The following is a 15,902-nucleotide window of genomic DNA, read 5'->3' on the forward strand; positions in this document are numbered from 1 at the left end:
GATCCTTTAATCGGTATCATAAAAAAATCGTCAGCGGCACTGTGGCCGTCAAACCCTTATAATCGGGCGATTGTATCAGATCCGGTAGGTGGTGAAATCGCCGAATCCACCTACCTTCAGATCACCGCGGGAGCTGACAGTTGGCGCGTTCAAAATCCAGCGGACGCTGGCGCAAGGAACATTTCGATGACACTTGGGTCAAAAGGTCCCAGGCTGAAGGCTATCGCTCCCGTGCCAGTTACAAGCTAATTGAGCTGGATAGGAAGGATCCACTGTTCCGGCCAGGGTCGCTGGTGGTGGGCCTGGGCGCCGCGCTCCGGGGGCTGGGCCCAGCTGGCCATGGAAAAAGTGGGTGATGCTGGTATGGTGCTGACCAGTGATAGTTTGCCGATGGACCCGATCGCCGGCGTCACCTTCGTTTAGGGGGATTTTACCGAGCAGTCGGTGCTGGATGAATTGCTGGTCCAGCTCGGAGATCGTCGGGCAGACGTTGTAATTTCCGATATGGCACCCAATATGAGTGGTATGGCCGCAGTGGACATCCCCAGCGCGATGGGGTTGGTGGAGCTGGCCCTGGACATGGCCCGCCAGGTGCTGAAGCCTGGCGGCGTGTTTGTGGTCAAGGTGTTCCAGGGCGAGGGCTTTGATGTCCTGCTGGCGGAGATGCGTCAGTCATTCGCCTCGGTGGTGAGCCGAAAACCGGATTCATCGCGGGCGCGGTCGCGGGAAATCTACCAGGTCTGCAAGGGTTTTAAAGGCTGATTCCTGGTGGAGACGGGCGAAATGCCGACCACTCGGTCGTTACGGATGGGCCGAATGTGGTGGTTGGGCGTAAAATTGGTGTAAGGTGTCGATAAAGGCTGTTCTTCCGGTACTGCTGGCGATCCGGTCTTTCAATTCACAGGTGACGATCCTTGAACGATATGGCAAAAAATCTGGTTCTTTGGCTGATCATAGCCGCCGTGCTGTTGATGGTGTTTCAGAATTTTTCACCAACGACCAGCGGTCAGCAGGTTGTTTATTCCCAGTTTGTACAGATGGTGCAACAGGGGCAGGTGCGTCAGGTCACGATAGATGGCTTGGAGATTCAGGGTATCCGGGGTGATGGTTCGCGTTTCCAGACCATTCGGCCGCAGGTGCCGGACAACAAGCTGATGGATGATCTGCTGGCTAACCAGGTGGAAGTCGTCGGTAAAGAGCCTGAGCGCCAGAGCCTCTGGACCCAATTGCTGGTCGCGGCCTTCCCGATCCTGATCATCATCGCGCTGTTCGTGTTCTTTATGCGGCAGATGCAGGGCGGTGGCGGCGGTAAAGGGCCTATGTCGTTTGGCAAGAGCAAGGCCCGGTTGATGAGCGAAGACCAGATCAAGACCACCTTCTCTGACGTTGCCGGCGTTGACGAGGCCAAGGAAGACGTCAAGGAGATCGTCGATTTTCTGCGTGATCCGAGCAAGTTCCAGCGCCTGGGTGGCCGCATTCCCAAGGGCGTGCTGATGGTGGGGCCGCCCGGTACCGGTAAGACGCTGTTGGCCAAGGCCATTGCCGGCGAAGCCAAGGTGCCGTTTTTCTCGATTTCCGGCTCCGACTTTGTGGAAATGTTCGTGGGTGTCGGGGCGTCCCGGGTTCGCGATATGTTTGAGCAGGCGAAGAAGCAGAGTCCCTGCATCATCTTTATTGACGAGATCGATGCCGTCGGTCGCCACCGTGGCGCTGGTATGGGGGGTGGTCACGACGAGCGTGAGCAGACCCTGAACCAGCTGCTGGTGGAAATGGACGGTTTCGAAGGCAATGAGGGTGTCATTGTTATTGCTGCCACCAACCGGCCCGACGTGCTGGACCCGGCGCTGCTGCGTCCGGGCCGCTTCGATCGCCAGGTGGTGGTAAGCCTGCCGGACATCATCGGTCGTGAGCAAATTCTCAAGGTGCACATGAAAAAAGTGCCGCTCGCCGACGGTATCGATCCGGGGGTGATTGCCCGCGGTACGCCGGGATTCTCTGGTGCCGACCTGGCCAACCTGATCAACGAAGCGGCGCTGTTCGCCGCCCGTCGTAACCAGCGATTGGTCTCCATGGAAGAGTTGGAGCTGGCCAAAGATAAGATCATGATGGGCGCCGAGCGCAAGTCCATGGTGATGAACGAGAAGGAAAAGCGGAACACCGCCTACCACGAGGCTGGTCACGCCATCGTGGGGCGGCTGATGCCCGAGCATGATCCGGTGTACAAGGTGAGTATCATTCCTCGCGGCCGGGCGCTGGGGGTCACCATGTTCCTGCCGGAAGAGGACAAGTACAGTCACTCCAAGCGCTATCTGATCAGCTCCATTTGTAGTCTGTTTGGCGGGCGGATCGCCGAAGAACTCACCCTCGGTTTCGAGGGCGTGACCACCGGTGCGTCCAACGATATTGAGCGGGCAACCAGTCTGGCTCGTAATATGGTGACCCGCTGGGGGCTTTCCGAGAAGCTGGGGCCGCTGCAGTACGACACCGACAGCGAGGAGCCGTTCCTGGGTCGGGCTGCCAGTCAGGCCCACACCGTCTACTCGCCGGAAACGGCGCAGCGGATTGACGAAGAGGTCCGCAACATCATCGATGAATGCTACGAAAAGGCTCGTCAGCTGTTGATCGACAACCGGGACAAGCTCGATGTGATGGCGGATGCGTTGATGAAGTATGAAACCATCGACCGTCACCAGATCGACGACATCATGGAAGGGCGTACACCGCGTCCGCCCAAGGGCTGGGGTGACAGTGGTCCCAGTGGTGGCGTGCCGGTGGAGGAGCCCGCCGCTGACAAGGTTGGCAGTGATGACCGCAAGTCCGGTAGCGTTGGTCGCCCGGCGGGCGAACACTGACGTCGAGCGCCGCTGTCGGCCAGAATCCAGGCGCCGCCCCAAGGGGCGGCGTTTCTTTTTTGTTCTGAACTGAATTGAGTCTTTGGGGCGAACAGACCGGAGGGGAGACGGAATGCTGATGAATTTTGCGGATCGGGAGCTGGATATGGCGAGATGCCATGTCATGGGCATTCTAAACGTCACTCCCGACTCGTTCTCTGATGGCGGCCGCTTTAATTCGCTGGATGCGGCCTTGCTGCGGGCCGGCAAGATAGTGGCGCAGGGTGCGGCCTTCATCGATGTGGGCGGAGAGTCGACCCGTCCCGGCGCTGATCCTGTCTCGGTGCAGGAAGAGTTGGATCGGGTCTGTCCGGTAGTCGAGGCAATCGCCCGTGAGTTGGATGTGGTGATTTCGGTGGACAGCAGTACCCCCGAGGTGTTCCGGGAAACTGCCCGACTGGGCGCCGGGCTGCTCAATGACGTGCGGGCACTGCAGCGCGATGGCGCGGTCGCGGCGGCGCTTGAGACCGGACTGCCGGTGTGTCTGATGCACATGCAGGGGCAGCCGGAGGATATGCAGGTGCAGCCCAGTTATCAGAGTGTGTTACGCGAGGTGAGTGGCTTCCTGATGGACCGAGTGCGGGTGGCCGAGCAGGCCGGTATCCCTTCCGACCGAATTTTGCTGGACCCTGGGTTCGGCTTTGGCAAGACGCTGGCCCATAACCTGAAGCTGCTGGCGGCCATGGAGCGGTTGCAGGTGCTGGGTTACCCGCTGCTGGTGGGCTTGTCCCGCAAAAGCATGTTGGGCCATATCACCGGGCGCGAGGTATCGGAAAGGTTGCCGGCGAGCCTGGCAGCCGCGACAATATCGGCATTGAAGGGAGCGTCCGTGATACGGGTGCATGATGTCAGTGAAACTGTAGATGCCGTCAAGGTTGTGTCGGCAATGGAGGAGGCGGGTCAATGACAGGCCGGAAGTATTTTGGCACAGACGGTATTCGAGGTCGGGTTGGTGAGTTTCCCATTACTCCGGAATTCATGTTGCGTCTCGGTTGGGCGGCCGGACAGACGTTCAAGCGCAAAGGTCAGCGCAACAGCGTGCTGATCGGCAAGGATACCCGGCTGTCCGGTTATATGTTCGAATCGGCCCTGGAAGCGGGGCTCTCGGCGGCTGGAGTCGACGTTAAGTTGCTGGGGCCCATGCCGACCCCGGCCATCGCCTATCTAACCCGCACCTTTCGAGCGTCGGCGGGCATCGTCATCAGCGCCTCCCACAATCCGCATCAGGACAACGGAATCAAGTTCTTCTCCGCCGCTGGTATCAAATTGGACGATGCCCTGGAGTCCGAGATAGAGCGCTGGCTGGATTGTGCTGTCGAAGTGTCGGATTCCGGGGAGCTTGGCAAGGCCTTCCGGGTGGATGATGCCCCCGGGCGTTACGTGGAGTTCTGTAAGAGCACAGTGCCCAATGAATTTACCCTGGAAGGGATGCACATTGTGTTGGACTGCGCCCACGGCGCGACCTATCACGTGGCTCCCAAGGTCTTTCGCGAGCTGGGTGCCCGGGTGACCGTTATCGGTACCGAGCCGGATGGATTGAACATCAACCTGGGGGTTGGCTCCACTCATTTGCAGGCCTTGCAGTCTGCCGTGGTCAGTCAGGGTGCGGATCTGGGTATTGCCTTCGATGGCGATGGCGACCGGGTTCTGATGGTGGACCGTGATGGCTCCGAGGTGGATGGCGATGAGTTGTTGTACATCATTGCGGCCGAACGTCAGGAGTCGGGCAAGTTGAAGGGTGGCGTGGTCGGTACCCTGATGACAAACCTGGGGGTGGAGCTGGCGCTGCGTGAGCGCGGCATTCCCTTTGAGCGGGCCAAGGTGGGCGACCGTTATGTGATGGAACGACTGGTACGCAACGACTGGGTGTTGGGCGGAGAAGGCTCGGGACATCTGGTGATTCGTGATCGCACCAGCACGGGCGACGGCATTGTTTCGGCGCTGCAGGTGCTGGTCGCCGGTTGGCGGGCCGGGCGTACGCTGTCGGAACTGAAGGGCGAGATGAGCAAGTTGCCTCAGACCATGATCAACGTTAAGGTGGCGCAGCGGTTTGATCCGCTGGAGCGGGACGATATCGCTCTGGCGGTCCGCCGCGCCGAGGCTGAGCTAGGCTCGGCAGGCCGTGTGTTGCTGAGGGCGTCGGGCACGGAGCCACTGATTCGGGTCATGGCCGAAGGCGAGGATGGCGATCGGATCGCCCGGGTCGCGCAGGAGTTGGCCGAAATTGTAGGTCAATCCAAGGCATGATTTGGCTGCCATTGGCGGTTGTCTGTGCCGCCGGACTGCTGTATAGTTCGGCCTCCCTTGTGTTAGGGGGCTGATATGCGCCGTACTATTGTAGCTGCCAATTGGAAGATGAATGGCTCAACTGAAATGGTTGAGGTGTTGGTTGGTGGTGTTAAATCAGGTCTTTCCGGGCTTGATAAAGGTGTCGAGGTTGTTATTATTCCTCCCGCACTTTACCTGCGCGACGTTCAGCGTCATCTGAGCGGTTCAGAGTTCGCGCTGGGGCTTCAGAATGCTGCCTGTTGGCAGGCTGGCGCCTACACGGGAGAGGTTTCAGCCGATATGGCCGCCGACGTGGGTTGCCGCTATGTGCTGGTCGGGCATTCTGAACGTCGTCAGTACTTCGGTGAGAGTGACGAGGTAGTCGCTGAAAAGGTTGAGCGGGTGCTGGAGTCCGGGCTGAATGTGATGCTGTGTGTCGGCGAGACGCTGGCGCAGCGTGAGGCCGGAGAGGCTGAAGCGGTTGTTGCCCGGCAAATCCGAATCGCCCTGGCGGGGGTTGCAGCGCAGCAGTGGGAACAGATTGTGGTTGCCTATGAGCCAGTCTGGGCCATAGGGACCGGGCGAACCGCCACCGCGGCGGATGCCCAGGGTATGCATGCTGCCATGCGTGCCCTGTTGGCGGAGCTGGGCGCTCCGGCCGAAAAGTTGCCTCTCCTTTACGGAGGCAGTGTAAAGCCAGATAATGCGGCCGAGCTGTTTGCTCAGCCGGATATCGACGGCGGACTCATAGGCGGGGCATCCCTGAAAGTGGATGACTTTGTCCGGATTTGCGGCGCAGCGTAAGGCGCCCGGTTCCGCTGCAAACGAATACAAGGTTTACAGAGAGTCGTTATGGATTGGTTGGAAACGCTGGTTGTCGTTGTACACGTGGTGATCGCGGTGGCGCTGGTGGGTCTGGTGCTGATTCAGCAGGGCAAGGGTGCCGATGCCGGCGCTGCCTTTGGCGGTGGCGCCTCGCAAACGGTGTTTGGTAGCCAGGGTAGCGGGAGTTTTCTGACTCGCACGACCACCTTTTTGGCCATCGTGTTCTTTGTGACCAGTTTTTCTCTGGCGATTTTCGCCAAACAGCGCGCCGATGTTGCTGGCGATGCGGGCATTCCGGCGGTTGAGGAAGTCCCAGCGTCGGCTGAGCAGGCCCCGGCCTTGGAAGAGGGTGCTGTGGAGTTGGGCGCGCCGGTGGCTGATGACGGTTTGCCGGAGCTTGAATAACGTTTTATTGCCGAAGTGGTGGAATTGGTAGACACGCTATCTTGAGGGGGTAGTGGCGTAAGCCGTGCCGGTTCAAGTCCGGCCTTCGGCACCATTACAAGAAACGGCTTGGGTTACCAAGCCGTTTTTTTTGGTCAGTCCTTGACCAGCGACGTCTGGGTACTTATACTCCGGCGACTGTCGTGGCGGCTTTCTGCGTAGCTGAGCTTTCGTAGGGTGCCGGTACGAATGGCAGGCCAGGTGTCTGTCTGCGGGATGCGTTGAGTCGCGGTTTCCCCGTAAGTTCTTGCAACAAAAGGCCCCTGTGAGGCCGCGTGAAGCGCCGAGCGCGCAAGTTTTCACGTAGCCTCATCGTTAGGGGCTTTTTGATTAGGGGCCTGGCGCTAGGGGCCCTGGTGCGTAAAAAGGGCTGATTTACAGCCCTTTTTTTATTTCCGGTAACGGAAGACGGTAACAGAGAAGGTAATTGCCTTGTCAGCGAAGCTAAACAAACTTGAAGCGATGCTCCAGCCGGTGGTTGAAGGTCTGGGGTATGAGTTCTGGGGCATGGAGTTTCAGTCCCGCGGGCACCATTCCAAGCTCAGGATTTTTATCGATGCTGAGGCGGGGATTGGTGTGGATGACTGCGAAAAAGTCAGTCGCCAGGTGAGCGGGGTGCTGGATGTGGAAGATCCCATTCAGACCGAGTACACCCTCGAGGTGTCTTCGCCGGGCATGGATCGGCCGCTGTTCCGTTTGGAGCAGTATCAGGCGTTTGCCGGCCATCAGGTGCAGATCCGTCTGCGCATGGCGTTTGAAGGACGCCGTAAATTTCAGGGCTTGCTGAGAGGCATCGAAGGCCAGGATGTTGTCGTGATCGTCGACGACCACGAGTACCTCTTGCCGTTCGACAGCATCGAGCGGGCACACATCGTTCCGGTATTCGAGTAATTTCGTCTGACTGCGAGTTTATTTGGTAAAGGGCAGGGTAATTCAATGAGTAAAGAGATCTTGCTGGTTGTTGAAACCGTCTCAAACGAGAAGGGTGTTGAAAAGGATGTCATCTTTGAGGCAATTGAGCTGGCACTCGCAACCGCTGCTAAAAAGCGCTACGAAGATGAAGAGGCCGATATTCGTGTCGCCATTGATCGTCGTACCGGAGAATACGAGACATTCCGTCGTTGGCTGGTCGTCGATAATGACGCCGTTCCTGCCCTCGGCACCGAACTGACGCTCCAGGAAGCCGAGGAGATCGATACCGCGCTCCAGCCCGGCGATACCCATGAGGAGAAAGTGGATTCCGTCGCCTTTGGCCGTATCGGGGCCCAGGCCGCCAAGCAGATTATTTTCCAGAAAGTCCGTGAAGCCGAGCGTTCGAAGATCGTCGACAGCTACCGTGACCGGGTTGGCGAGTTGGTGTCCGGCACCGTCAAGAAGGTGACTCGCGACAACGTGATTGTCGATCTGGGTGGCAACGCCGAGGCGCTGTTGCCGCGTGACCAGTTGATCCCGCGGGAAACCTTCCGCATGGGGGACCGGGTGCGCTCTCTGCTGCAGGATATCCGCACCGACCATCGCGGCCCCCAGCTGATTCTCAGTCGTACCGATCCGGCCATGCTGGTGGAACTGTTCCGCATCGAGGTTCCGGAAATCGCCGAAGAACTGATCGAAATCCGTGGTGCCGCTCGGGACCCGGGTTCTCGCGCCAAGATTGCGGTAAAGACCAACGACCGCCGCATCGATCCGGTGGGCGCCTGCGTTGGCATGCGGGGGTCCCGCGTGCAGGCGGTGTCCAACGAACTCGGTGGTGAGCGTGTGGATATCGTGCTTTGGGACGACAACCCAGCACAGTTGGTGATCAACGCCATGGCTCCGGCGGAAGTTGCATCCATTGTGATGGACGAAGATCGCAACACCATGGAAGTGGCTGTGGCCGAGGACAACCTGGCCCAGGCCATCGGTCGCAATGGCCAGAACGTCCGGCTGGCGAGTGAGTTGACAGACTGGACTCTGAATGTGATGACCGAAGAAGAGGCTGGCGAGCGGCAGCAGCAGGAACACGACCGCCTGCTGGAGAACTTTACTGCCAATCTGGATGTCGACGAAGAGTTTGCCGGTGTGCTGATTGAAGAAGGCTTTACGTCCATTGAGGAGGTCGCCTACGTGCCCATGGAAGAGATGCTGGCCATTGAAGGCTTCGACGAAGATACCGTGAGCGAGTTGCGCCGGCGCGCCAAGGACGTCCTGTTGAATCAGGCGCTGGCCAATGAAGAGGCCCTGGAGGGTGCCGAGCCTGCGGACGACTTGCTCAATATGGACGGCATGGAACGCGCCCTGGCGTTCAAACTCGCGGGCATGGGTGTCCGCACGATGGAAGATCTCGCCGAGCAGTCCGTGGATGACTTGCTCGAAATTGACGGAATGGATGAAGAGCGCGCCGGTCAGCTGATCATGACCGCACGTGCGCCCTGGTTCCAGGACCAGGCTTAATCGGGAGGAGGACCAGTATGTCAGAAGTAACGGTAAAACAACTGGCCGAGGACGTAGGCGCTCCCGTGGATCGTTTGCTGCGCCAGATCGTTGAAGCGGGCTTGCAGGCTCGTTCGGAAGATGATTCGGTGACCAGCGATGAGAAGCAGCAGCTGTTGGCCTTTTTGAGAAAAACGCACGGCGAGTCAGACGCCGAGCCGCAAAAAATTACCCTGAAGCGCAAGACCACGACCACCCTCAAGAGTGGTGGTTCCGCGGGGCGTGCGAAAACGGTGAATGTCGAAGTTCGCAAGCGCCGTACCTACGTCAAGCGGGCGGAAGTGCCGTCGGAGTCGGAGGTCGCCAAGCCGGAAGAGGCCGAGGTTCAACCGTCGGCGGTGGCCCAGGCTGAAGACGTTACGGCGCCGGTGGCGGCCGCACCACAGCCGGCAGCGGACGTTGACTCAACGCCTGAAGCCAAGCCTGCGGAGTCGGTGGAACAGCCGCAGGAACCTGAAGCAGCCGTCGCCGAGCCGGTGCAGGGCGAAGTGCCGCCGGTGGACGCCGATGCCAAGGACCGCAAGTCCAAAAAGAAAAAGGACAAAGTGCGTGAGCGCGGCGATGACAGCGAGGATGGTAAGCCGAAGAAGAAGTCGGCGGGCCACCGCGGTCCACGTAATCGCCCGGTGGATGAGCCCGTGGTCATCTCCGAGGACGAAGATGACACGACGCTGCGCAAGCCGCTGCGTGCCAAAAAGAAACCCAAAGAGAAGCGTCACGGATTCGAGAGGCCAACCAAGCCAATGGTTAGAGAAGTTGAAATTCCCGAGACCATTTCCGTGGGCGATTTGGCTCAGCGTATGGCCGTCAAGGCTGGGGATGTGATTAAGACCCTGATGGGTATGGGCGTCATGGCGACCATCAACCAGGTTCTGGATCAGGAAACCGCGGTGCTGGTCACCGAGGAGCTGGGGCATAAGGCGAAGGCGGTCAGCGAAGACGCCTATGAAGAGGAGGTGCTGAGCGCAATCCAGTCGGAGACCGGTGAGACGTGCAAGCGCGCGCCGGTGGTCAGTGTCATGGGTCACGTTGACCATGGTAAGACCTCGCTGTTGGATTACATTCGTCGCACCAAGGTTGCCGCGGGCGAATCCGGCGGTATTACCCAGCACATTGGCGCCTATCATGTGGACACCGATCACGGCATGGTGTCCTTCCTGGACACTCCGGGCCACGCGGCGTTCACCGCCATGCGGGCGCGGGGGGCTCAGTGTACCGATATCGTCATCCTGGTGGTGGCGGCTGACGACGGCGTGATGCCGCAAACCAAAGAGGCGGTTCAGCATGCCCGCTCAGCCGGTGTGCCGCTTGTCGTTGCCATCAACAAGATGGACAAGGAAGAGGCGGATCCGGATCGCATCAAGAACGAGCTGTCAGCTCTGGAAGTGATTCCGGAAGACTGGGGCGGCGACGTTCAGTTCATTCCCGTCTCCGCGCATACTGGTCTCGGCATCGATAACCTGCTGGAAGCGGTTCTGCTGCAAGCCGAAATGCTCGAACTGGAAGCGGCTCCCGATATTCCGGCCAAAGGGGTAGTGGTTGAGTCCAGCCTGGAACGTGGTCGTGGCTCGGTGGCCACCGTGCTAGTCCAGAACGGAACGCTGAAACGGGGCGACATGGTTGTGGCCGGCGGTTTCTTCGGTAAGGTCCGCGCCATGATGGACGAAACCGGTTCTCAGGTTGACGAAGCCGGCCCGTCCATTCCGGTGGAAATCCTTGGCTTGAACGGCACCCCCGATGCCGGCGATGAGTTCTATGCCGTGGCCGATGAGCGCAAGGCCAAGGAGTTGGCGGAGTTTCGTCAGATTCGCGAGCGCGAGCAGCGTTTGCAGCGCCAGCAGGCGGCCAAACTCGAAAACCTGTTCGAGAACATGGGCAAGGACGAGGTCAAGAATCTCAATGTCGTGCTCAAAACCGACGTGCGTGGTTCGCTGGAGGCCATCAGTAAGGCGCTGCAGGACCTGGGCAACGACGAGGTTCAGGTCAAGATCGTCTCCTCCGGCGTCGGCGGGATTGCCGAAACCGACGTCAGCCTGGCGCTTGCCACCGGCTCCGTTATTTTCGGCTTCAACGTCCGTGCCGACACTGCCTCCAAACGTTTGGTGGAGCAGGAAGGCCTGGATCTGCGCTACTACAGCATCATCTACAACCTGATCGATGATGTTAAAGCGGCCCTGACCGGCATGCTGGCACCGGAATTCCGGGAAGAGATCGTCGGTATCGCCGAGGTACGCGACACCTTCCGTTCGCCGAAGTTTGGCCAGGTGGCCGGCTGTATGGTGATCGAGGGTACCGTATTCCGGAACAAGCCGATCCGTGTACTGCGAGACAACGTGGTGATCTTTGAAGGTGAGCTGGAGTCTCTCCGCCGCTTCAAGGACGACGTTCAGGAAGTCCGCAACGGCATGGAGTGTGGTATCGGTGTTAAGGGCTACGACGTTAAAGTGGGCGACCAGATTGAGGTGTTCGACCGCGTCAGGGTCGAGCGCAAGCTGGAATCCCAGGGCTAACCGCAAACGCTGGTAACCCTTTTATACCCGCAGGAAACGTCCCGGTCTCGGGACGTTTCCCGTTAACAGGCTGTGTGACTGACAGGCGAAACCATGCCAAGAGAATTTAGCCGTCTCGATCGTATCGGCGATCAGATTCAGCGAGAACTGGCCCAGATGATTCAGCGGGAAATCAAAGACCCGCGGCTGGGGATGATCACGGTGAATGCGGTGAAGGTCAGCCGGGACCTCGGCTATGCCGACATTTTTGTCTCCCTGCTGACCACTGAGGAATTAACCGAAGCCTCCCCGGAAGTGAAGGAGTCCCTGGCGGTGCTGAACAAGGCCGCGGGTTTCCTTCGCGGTCAGTTGGGCAGGGCCATGAAGTTGAGGGTGGTGCCCCAGCTCCGTTTCCATTACGACACCCTGCTCGGTAAGAGCCGCCGCATGGACGCGCTGATCAACCGGGCGGTTGGCGAGAAGCCTGCGGTCTCCCACGATGATGGGGAGTCAGAGGATTGAGTCGGCGACGTAAGGGCCGTAACGTCAACGGCATACTGGTTATCGACAAGCCCCAGGGGATCACCTCAAACGGTATCCTGCAGCGAGTCAAGGCGCTGATGGGGGCCGCCAAGGCGGGTCATACCGGCGCACTCGACCCCCTCGCCACCGGGGTGTTGCCGCTGTGTTTCGGTGAGGCCACCAAGTTCTCCCAGGTCATGCTCGACAGCGATAAGGCCTATGTCACCACCGCTCGACTGGGTGTGCGCACCGAAACCGGGGACAGCGAAGGCGCAGTGGTTGCTGAGCGACCGGTTCCTGAAGGTCTGACCGAAGCGGTAGTGGAGGCGGTGCTGGCACGCTTTCGCGGCGACATCGAGCAGGTGCCGTCGATGTATTCGGCGCTGAAACATAAGGGCCGACCGCTGTATGAGTACGCTCGTGAGGGTGTTGAGGTCGATCGGCCCGCTCGCCCGGTAATGATCTACGAACTGACCTTGCTGGCGGTCCGTGAGACGGAAATCGACCTGGCCGTCAAATGCAGCAAGGGCACCTACATCCGTTCGCTGGTGGAGGATATCGGGGAAGCACTTGGGTGTGGCGCTCACGTCACTGCCCTGCGCCGTACCCTTGCCGCCGGCTTTACACTGGCGGACGCCCGGCCGGTTGAGCAACTGGAAGCACTGCGTGAGCAGGGCGAAAGCCTGGATGGCCTGTTGGCGTCTCCGGATGCCGCGTTAACCATGTTTCCGGAGCTGCGGCTGGACGGTCAGCAGTTGGTGTCGATATTGAACGGACAACCGGTTAGAATACCGGGTCACCCGGCATCCGGGCTGGTTCGGCTGTTTGGCCCCGACCGGTTTGTGGGCCTGGGTGAAAGCATTACCGAAGGTGAGGGCAGCAAGATCATGCCTCGCCGTTTGGTACAGAACAGCTAGCGGTTTCCTTGGCTGAAATCGCTGGTTGAATTAGCCGGGCTGTAGAGATGCGCGGTTCGGCTGAATGTTATCGCATCGCAATCATAGAGGTGAGTTATGGCACTTTCTGCCAATGAGAAGGCACAGATCGTTAAGGACTTCCAGCAAGGTGAAGGCGATACCGGTTCTCCTGAGGTTCAGGTTGCACTGCTGAGCGCCAACATCGATAAGCTGCAGGGTCATTTCAAGGCCAACAAGCAGGATCACCATTCCCGCCGTGGCCTGATTCGGATGGTTAACCAGCGTCGTAAGCTGCTGGACTACCTGAAGAACAAGAACGCTGATCGTTATCTCGAGCTGATCAAGCGTCTGGGTCTGCGTCGCTAATCCGCTGGATTGGACGATGGCCAGCTGGGGTCCTGCCGGGCTCCAGCTTGCAAGCGGCGGGTCCTCCCGCCGCCTGTGCTTCTCTCCTGCGGAACCGCTTTCGGCCAGCATCGTGGCCAGCCGGCTCCGCTCTCAGTGCCGCCTCCGGTTTGTCCGGTGTTTTGAAAAGGATTCCCTGTCGTAACCGAAAGCTGAAATTGATAGCAGGTTGTTGAAAGGCCCGGCGTTGTTGCTTGCTCTCCATGTCGTCGAGCGGGACCGACAAGGCCCCGGGGTTTTCCAACAGCCTGTTAGCTTTCAGGCGGGTTTCTCCTATCGTCATCGTGACTGAATCGTGGATCGGTAAACGCCGGCCGGAAGCAAGACCGCCGGCCGCAACGAAGATGAACACAACAATTTATTGATTAAGGAGTTACCGTGAATCCGGTAAAGAAGACTTTTGAACTCGGCGGCAAGACCGTCACCTTGGAAACCGGCCGCATTGCCCGTCAAGCTACCGGCGCGGTACTGGTTTCGATCGACGATGTATCCGTATTGGGCACCGTGGTCGGCGCCAAACAGCCCAAGCCGGGCCAGGGCTTTTTCCCGCTGACTGTCAATTACCAGGAAAAGACCTACGCGGTCGGTAAAATTCCTGGCGGCTTCTTCAAGCGCGAAGGACGTCCATCCGAGAAGGAAACCCTGACCTCCCGCCTGATCGACCGTCCGATTCGTCCGCTGTTCCCGAACGGCTACATGAATGAAGTTCAGGTTGTGCTGACCGTCATGTCCGCCAACAAGACCCAGGATCCGGACATCGCCGCCATGCTGGCCGCGTCTGCCGCCCTGTCCATCTCCGGCATCCCGTTTGACGGCCCCATCGGTGCCGCACGGGTAGGTTTCACCGATGACCGTGGTTACTTCCTCAACCCGACCTTCCAGGAGCTGGAAACCTCCCTGCTGGATATGGTCGTGGCGGGCACCGAAGACGCCGTGCTGATGGTGGAATCCGAAGCCAAGGGCCTGACCGAAGACCAGATGCTGGGCGGTGTGCTGTTCGCGCACCAGGAAATGCAGGTGGCGGTGCAGGCCATCAAGGAATTCGCCGCTGAAAATGGCAAGCCGCGCTGGGAGTGGACGCCGGAAGCGGAAAACAGCGGGCTGCTGGAAGCCATCCGTGCCGACTTCGCCGCCGGTATCGAGGAAGCCTACACCATCCGTGACAAGATGGATCGCTATGCCCGTCTGGGTGAGCTGAAGACCGCCGCCGTTGAAAAGCTGGCCGGCGAAGACGAAGGCCTGCCGTCCGAAGACGAGGTGAAGAAATACTTCGGCAAGGTGGAGAAAGCCACTGTGCGTCAGTCCGTCATCGACGGCAAGCCGCGTATCGACGGCCGTGACACCAAGACCGTGCGCCCGATCCAGATCGAAGTCGGCGTGCTGCCGAGCACCCACGGCTCAGCGCTGTTCACCCGCGGTGAGACCCAGGCCATCGTAACCACCACTCTGGGCACCGCCCGTGACGTGCAGATCATCGATGCCCTGGAAGGCGAGCGCAAGGACCCGTTCCTGTTCCACTACAACTTCCCTCCGTACTCGGTGGGTGAGGCTGGCCGTATGGGCAGCCCCGGCCGTCGTGAGATCGGACACGGCCGTCTGGCCAAGCGTGGTGTGGCCGCGGTGATGCCGACCCTGGAAGAGTTCCCGTACACCATTCGTGCGGTATCCGAAATCACCGAATCCAACGGTTCCAGCTCCATGGCCTCCGTTTGTGGCTCCAGCCTGGCGCTGATGGATGCCGGTGTGCCGATCAAGGCACCGGTTGCCGGTATCGCCATGGGTCTGGTCAAGGAAGGCGACAACTTCGCGGTCCTGACCGACATCCTGGGTGACGAGGATCACCTCGGTGATATGGACTTCAAGGTAGCCGGTACCGCCGAAGGCGTCACCGCCCTGCAGATGGACATCAAGATCAACGGCATCACCGACGAGATCATGGAAATTGCCCTGCAGCAGGCCTACGACGCCCGTCAGCATATTCTCGGCGAAATGGCCAAGGTCATCTCGGTGCCGCGCGCCGAGCTGTCTGCCCGTGCCCCGAGCATCACCACCCTGAAGATCCACCCGGACAAGATCCGCGACGTGATCGGTAAAGGCGGCTCCACCATCCGTGGCATCTGCGATGAAACCGGCGCCTCCATCGATCTGGACGACGACGGCAACGTGAAGATTTACGCCGAGGACCAGGCGGCTGCGCAAGCGGCGATGAAGCGGGTGCAGGAAATCACCGCCGAGATCGAAGTGGGTGCCATCTACAAGGGCCGCGTTGAGCGCATTGTGGACTTCGGTGCCTTCGTCAACATCCTGCCGGGTAAAGACGGCCTGGTCCATATCTCCCAGATCTCCGATCGTCGCATCGAAAACGTGACCGACGAGCTGAGCGAAGGTCAGGAAGTTCTGGTTAAAGTGTTGGATGTGGACAATCGCGGTCGCGTAAAACTGTCCATGAAGGAAGTGAAGGAAGGCGAGCAGCCGACCGAGCTGTAAGCCTTTCGGCCACAGCCTCTGCCCCAGGCAGCAAAAAACCCGCCTCCGGTAACGGACGGCGGGTTTTTTTGTCTCGGCGCTGGGCTGCCGATAACTGCCGCTATTAATCCCGGAATTTCCGTGGCTTATAGGTAGAATGCGGTTCTGCTCTGGCAAGCTGGATCAATCGCGTTCGCACGGAAGCT

General features: G+C 59.5%; 12 protein-coding genes, 1 tRNA gene and 1 pseudogene. All 14 read left to right on the forward strand.

What is annotated here, in order from left to right:
• Positions 1 to 140 precede the first annotated feature (140 nt).
• A pseudogene (gene rlmE / locus N6L25_RS07760) lies at positions 141 to 762 on the forward strand (23S rRNA (uridine(2552)-2'-O)-methyltransferase RlmE).
• 152 nt (positions 763 to 914) lie between these two features.
• The gene (gene ftsH, locus N6L25_RS07765) at positions 915 to 2,852 is read left to right on the forward strand and encodes an ATP-dependent zinc metalloprotease FtsH (RefSeq protein ID WP_271979233.1); all 1,938 of its coding nucleotides are present in this window, start codon (positions 915 to 917) and stop codon (positions 2,850 to 2,852) included.
• Positions 2,853 to 2,964: 112 nt separating this feature from the next.
• A complete protein-coding gene (gene folP / locus N6L25_RS07770) occupies positions 2,965 to 3,798 on the forward strand; it encodes a dihydropteroate synthase (protein ID WP_271979234.1) in 834 nt (277 codons plus the stop codon).
• Complete coding sequence (gene glmM, locus N6L25_RS07775; protein WP_271979235.1) at positions 3,795 to 5,138, forward strand: phosphoglucosamine mutase; 1,344 nt, start codon at positions 3,795 to 3,797, stop codon at positions 5,136 to 5,138. The genes folP and glmM overlap by 4 nt, the downstream gene beginning before the upstream one ends.
• A gap of 75 nt (positions 5,139 to 5,213) precedes the next feature.
• Positions 5,214 to 5,963 carry a triose-phosphate isomerase gene (gene tpiA / locus N6L25_RS07780; RefSeq protein WP_271979236.1) on the forward strand — a complete coding sequence of 250 codons (750 nt, stop codon included), beginning with the start codon at positions 5,214 to 5,216 and terminating at the stop codon, positions 5,961 to 5,963.
• 48 nt (positions 5,964 to 6,011) lie between these two features.
• Positions 6,012 to 6,389, forward strand: a complete 378-nt coding sequence (secG, locus tag N6L25_RS07785) for a preprotein translocase subunit SecG (RefSeq protein WP_271979237.1) — start codon at positions 6,012 to 6,014, stop codon at positions 6,387 to 6,389.
• Positions 6,390 to 6,398: 9 nt separating this feature from the next.
• A tRNA-Leu gene (locus N6L25_RS07790) sits at positions 6,399 to 6,483 on the forward strand.
• Positions 6,484 to 6,860: 377 nt separating this feature from the next.
• Complete coding sequence (rimP, locus tag N6L25_RS07795; RefSeq protein ID WP_271979238.1) at positions 6,861 to 7,319, forward strand: ribosome maturation factor RimP; 459 nt, start codon at positions 6,861 to 6,863, stop codon at positions 7,317 to 7,319.
• A 45-nt stretch (positions 7,320 to 7,364) separates the two neighbouring features.
• On the forward strand, positions 7,365 to 8,858 hold the full coding sequence (nusA, locus tag N6L25_RS07800) for a transcription termination factor NusA (RefSeq protein ID WP_271979239.1): 1,494 nt from the start codon (positions 7,365 to 7,367) through the stop codon (positions 8,856 to 8,858).
• A 17-nt stretch (positions 8,859 to 8,875) separates the two neighbouring features.
• A complete protein-coding gene (gene infB, locus N6L25_RS07805) occupies positions 8,876 to 11,407 on the forward strand; it encodes a translation initiation factor IF-2 (protein ID WP_271979241.1) in 2,532 nt (843 codons plus the stop codon).
• A gap of 93 nt (positions 11,408 to 11,500) precedes the next feature.
• Positions 11,501 to 11,908 (forward strand): 30S ribosome-binding factor RbfA, encoded by a 408-nt coding sequence (rbfA, locus tag N6L25_RS07810; RefSeq protein ID WP_271979242.1) that lies wholly within the window; start codon positions 11,501 to 11,503, stop codon positions 11,906 to 11,908.
• Positions 11,905 to 12,825, forward strand: a complete 921-nt coding sequence (gene truB, locus N6L25_RS07815; RefSeq protein WP_271979243.1) for a tRNA pseudouridine(55) synthase TruB — start codon at positions 11,905 to 11,907, stop codon at positions 12,823 to 12,825. The genes rbfA and truB overlap by 4 nt, the downstream gene beginning before the upstream one ends.
• A gap of 96 nt (positions 12,826 to 12,921) precedes the next feature.
• Positions 12,922 to 13,191: a 30S ribosomal protein S15 gene (gene rpsO, locus N6L25_RS07820; protein WP_271979244.1), complete on the forward strand. Its 270-nt coding sequence runs from the start codon at positions 12,922 to 12,924 to the stop codon at positions 13,189 to 13,191.
• A 417-nt stretch (positions 13,192 to 13,608) separates the two neighbouring features.
• Entirely contained in the window at positions 13,609 to 15,717 is a 2,109-nt protein-coding gene (pnp, locus tag N6L25_RS07825; protein WP_271979245.1) for a polyribonucleotide nucleotidyltransferase, read from the forward strand.
• Positions 15,718 to 15,902: the final 185 nt, after the last annotated feature.

Origin of the sequence: Marinobacter sp. SS21, from assembly GCF_028369065.1 — a bacterium.
In the GTDB taxonomy this organism is placed as follows: Bacteria; Pseudomonadota; Gammaproteobacteria; order Pseudomonadales; family Oleiphilaceae; genus Marinobacter.

What these genes read in the sequence shown, in the direction of transcription:
- folP (WP_271979234.1), top strand. Translation starts at nt 2,965, where the DNA reads ATGCTGATGAATTTTGCGGATCGGGAGCTGGATATGGCGAGATGCCAT.
- glmM (WP_271979235.1), top strand. Translation starts at nt 3,795, where the DNA reads ATGACAGGCCGGAAGTATTTTGGCACAGACGGTATTCGAGGTCGGGTT.
- tpiA (WP_271979236.1), top strand. Translation starts at nt 5,214, where the DNA reads ATGCGCCGTACTATTGTAGCTGCCAATTGGAAGATGAATGGCTCAACT.
- secG (WP_271979237.1), top strand. Translation starts at nt 6,012, where the DNA reads ATGGATTGGTTGGAAACGCTGGTTGTCGTTGTACACGTGGTGATCGCG.
- nusA (WP_271979239.1), top strand. Translation starts at nt 7,365, where the DNA reads ATGAGTAAAGAGATCTTGCTGGTTGTTGAAACCGTCTCAAACGAGAAG.
- infB (WP_271979241.1), top strand. Translation starts at nt 8,876, where the DNA reads ATGTCAGAAGTAACGGTAAAACAACTGGCCGAGGACGTAGGCGCTCCC.
- rbfA (WP_271979242.1), top strand. Translation starts at nt 11,501, where the DNA reads ATGCCAAGAGAATTTAGCCGTCTCGATCGTATCGGCGATCAGATTCAG.
- rpsO (WP_271979244.1), top strand. Translation starts at nt 12,922, where the DNA reads ATGGCACTTTCTGCCAATGAGAAGGCACAGATCGTTAAGGACTTCCAG.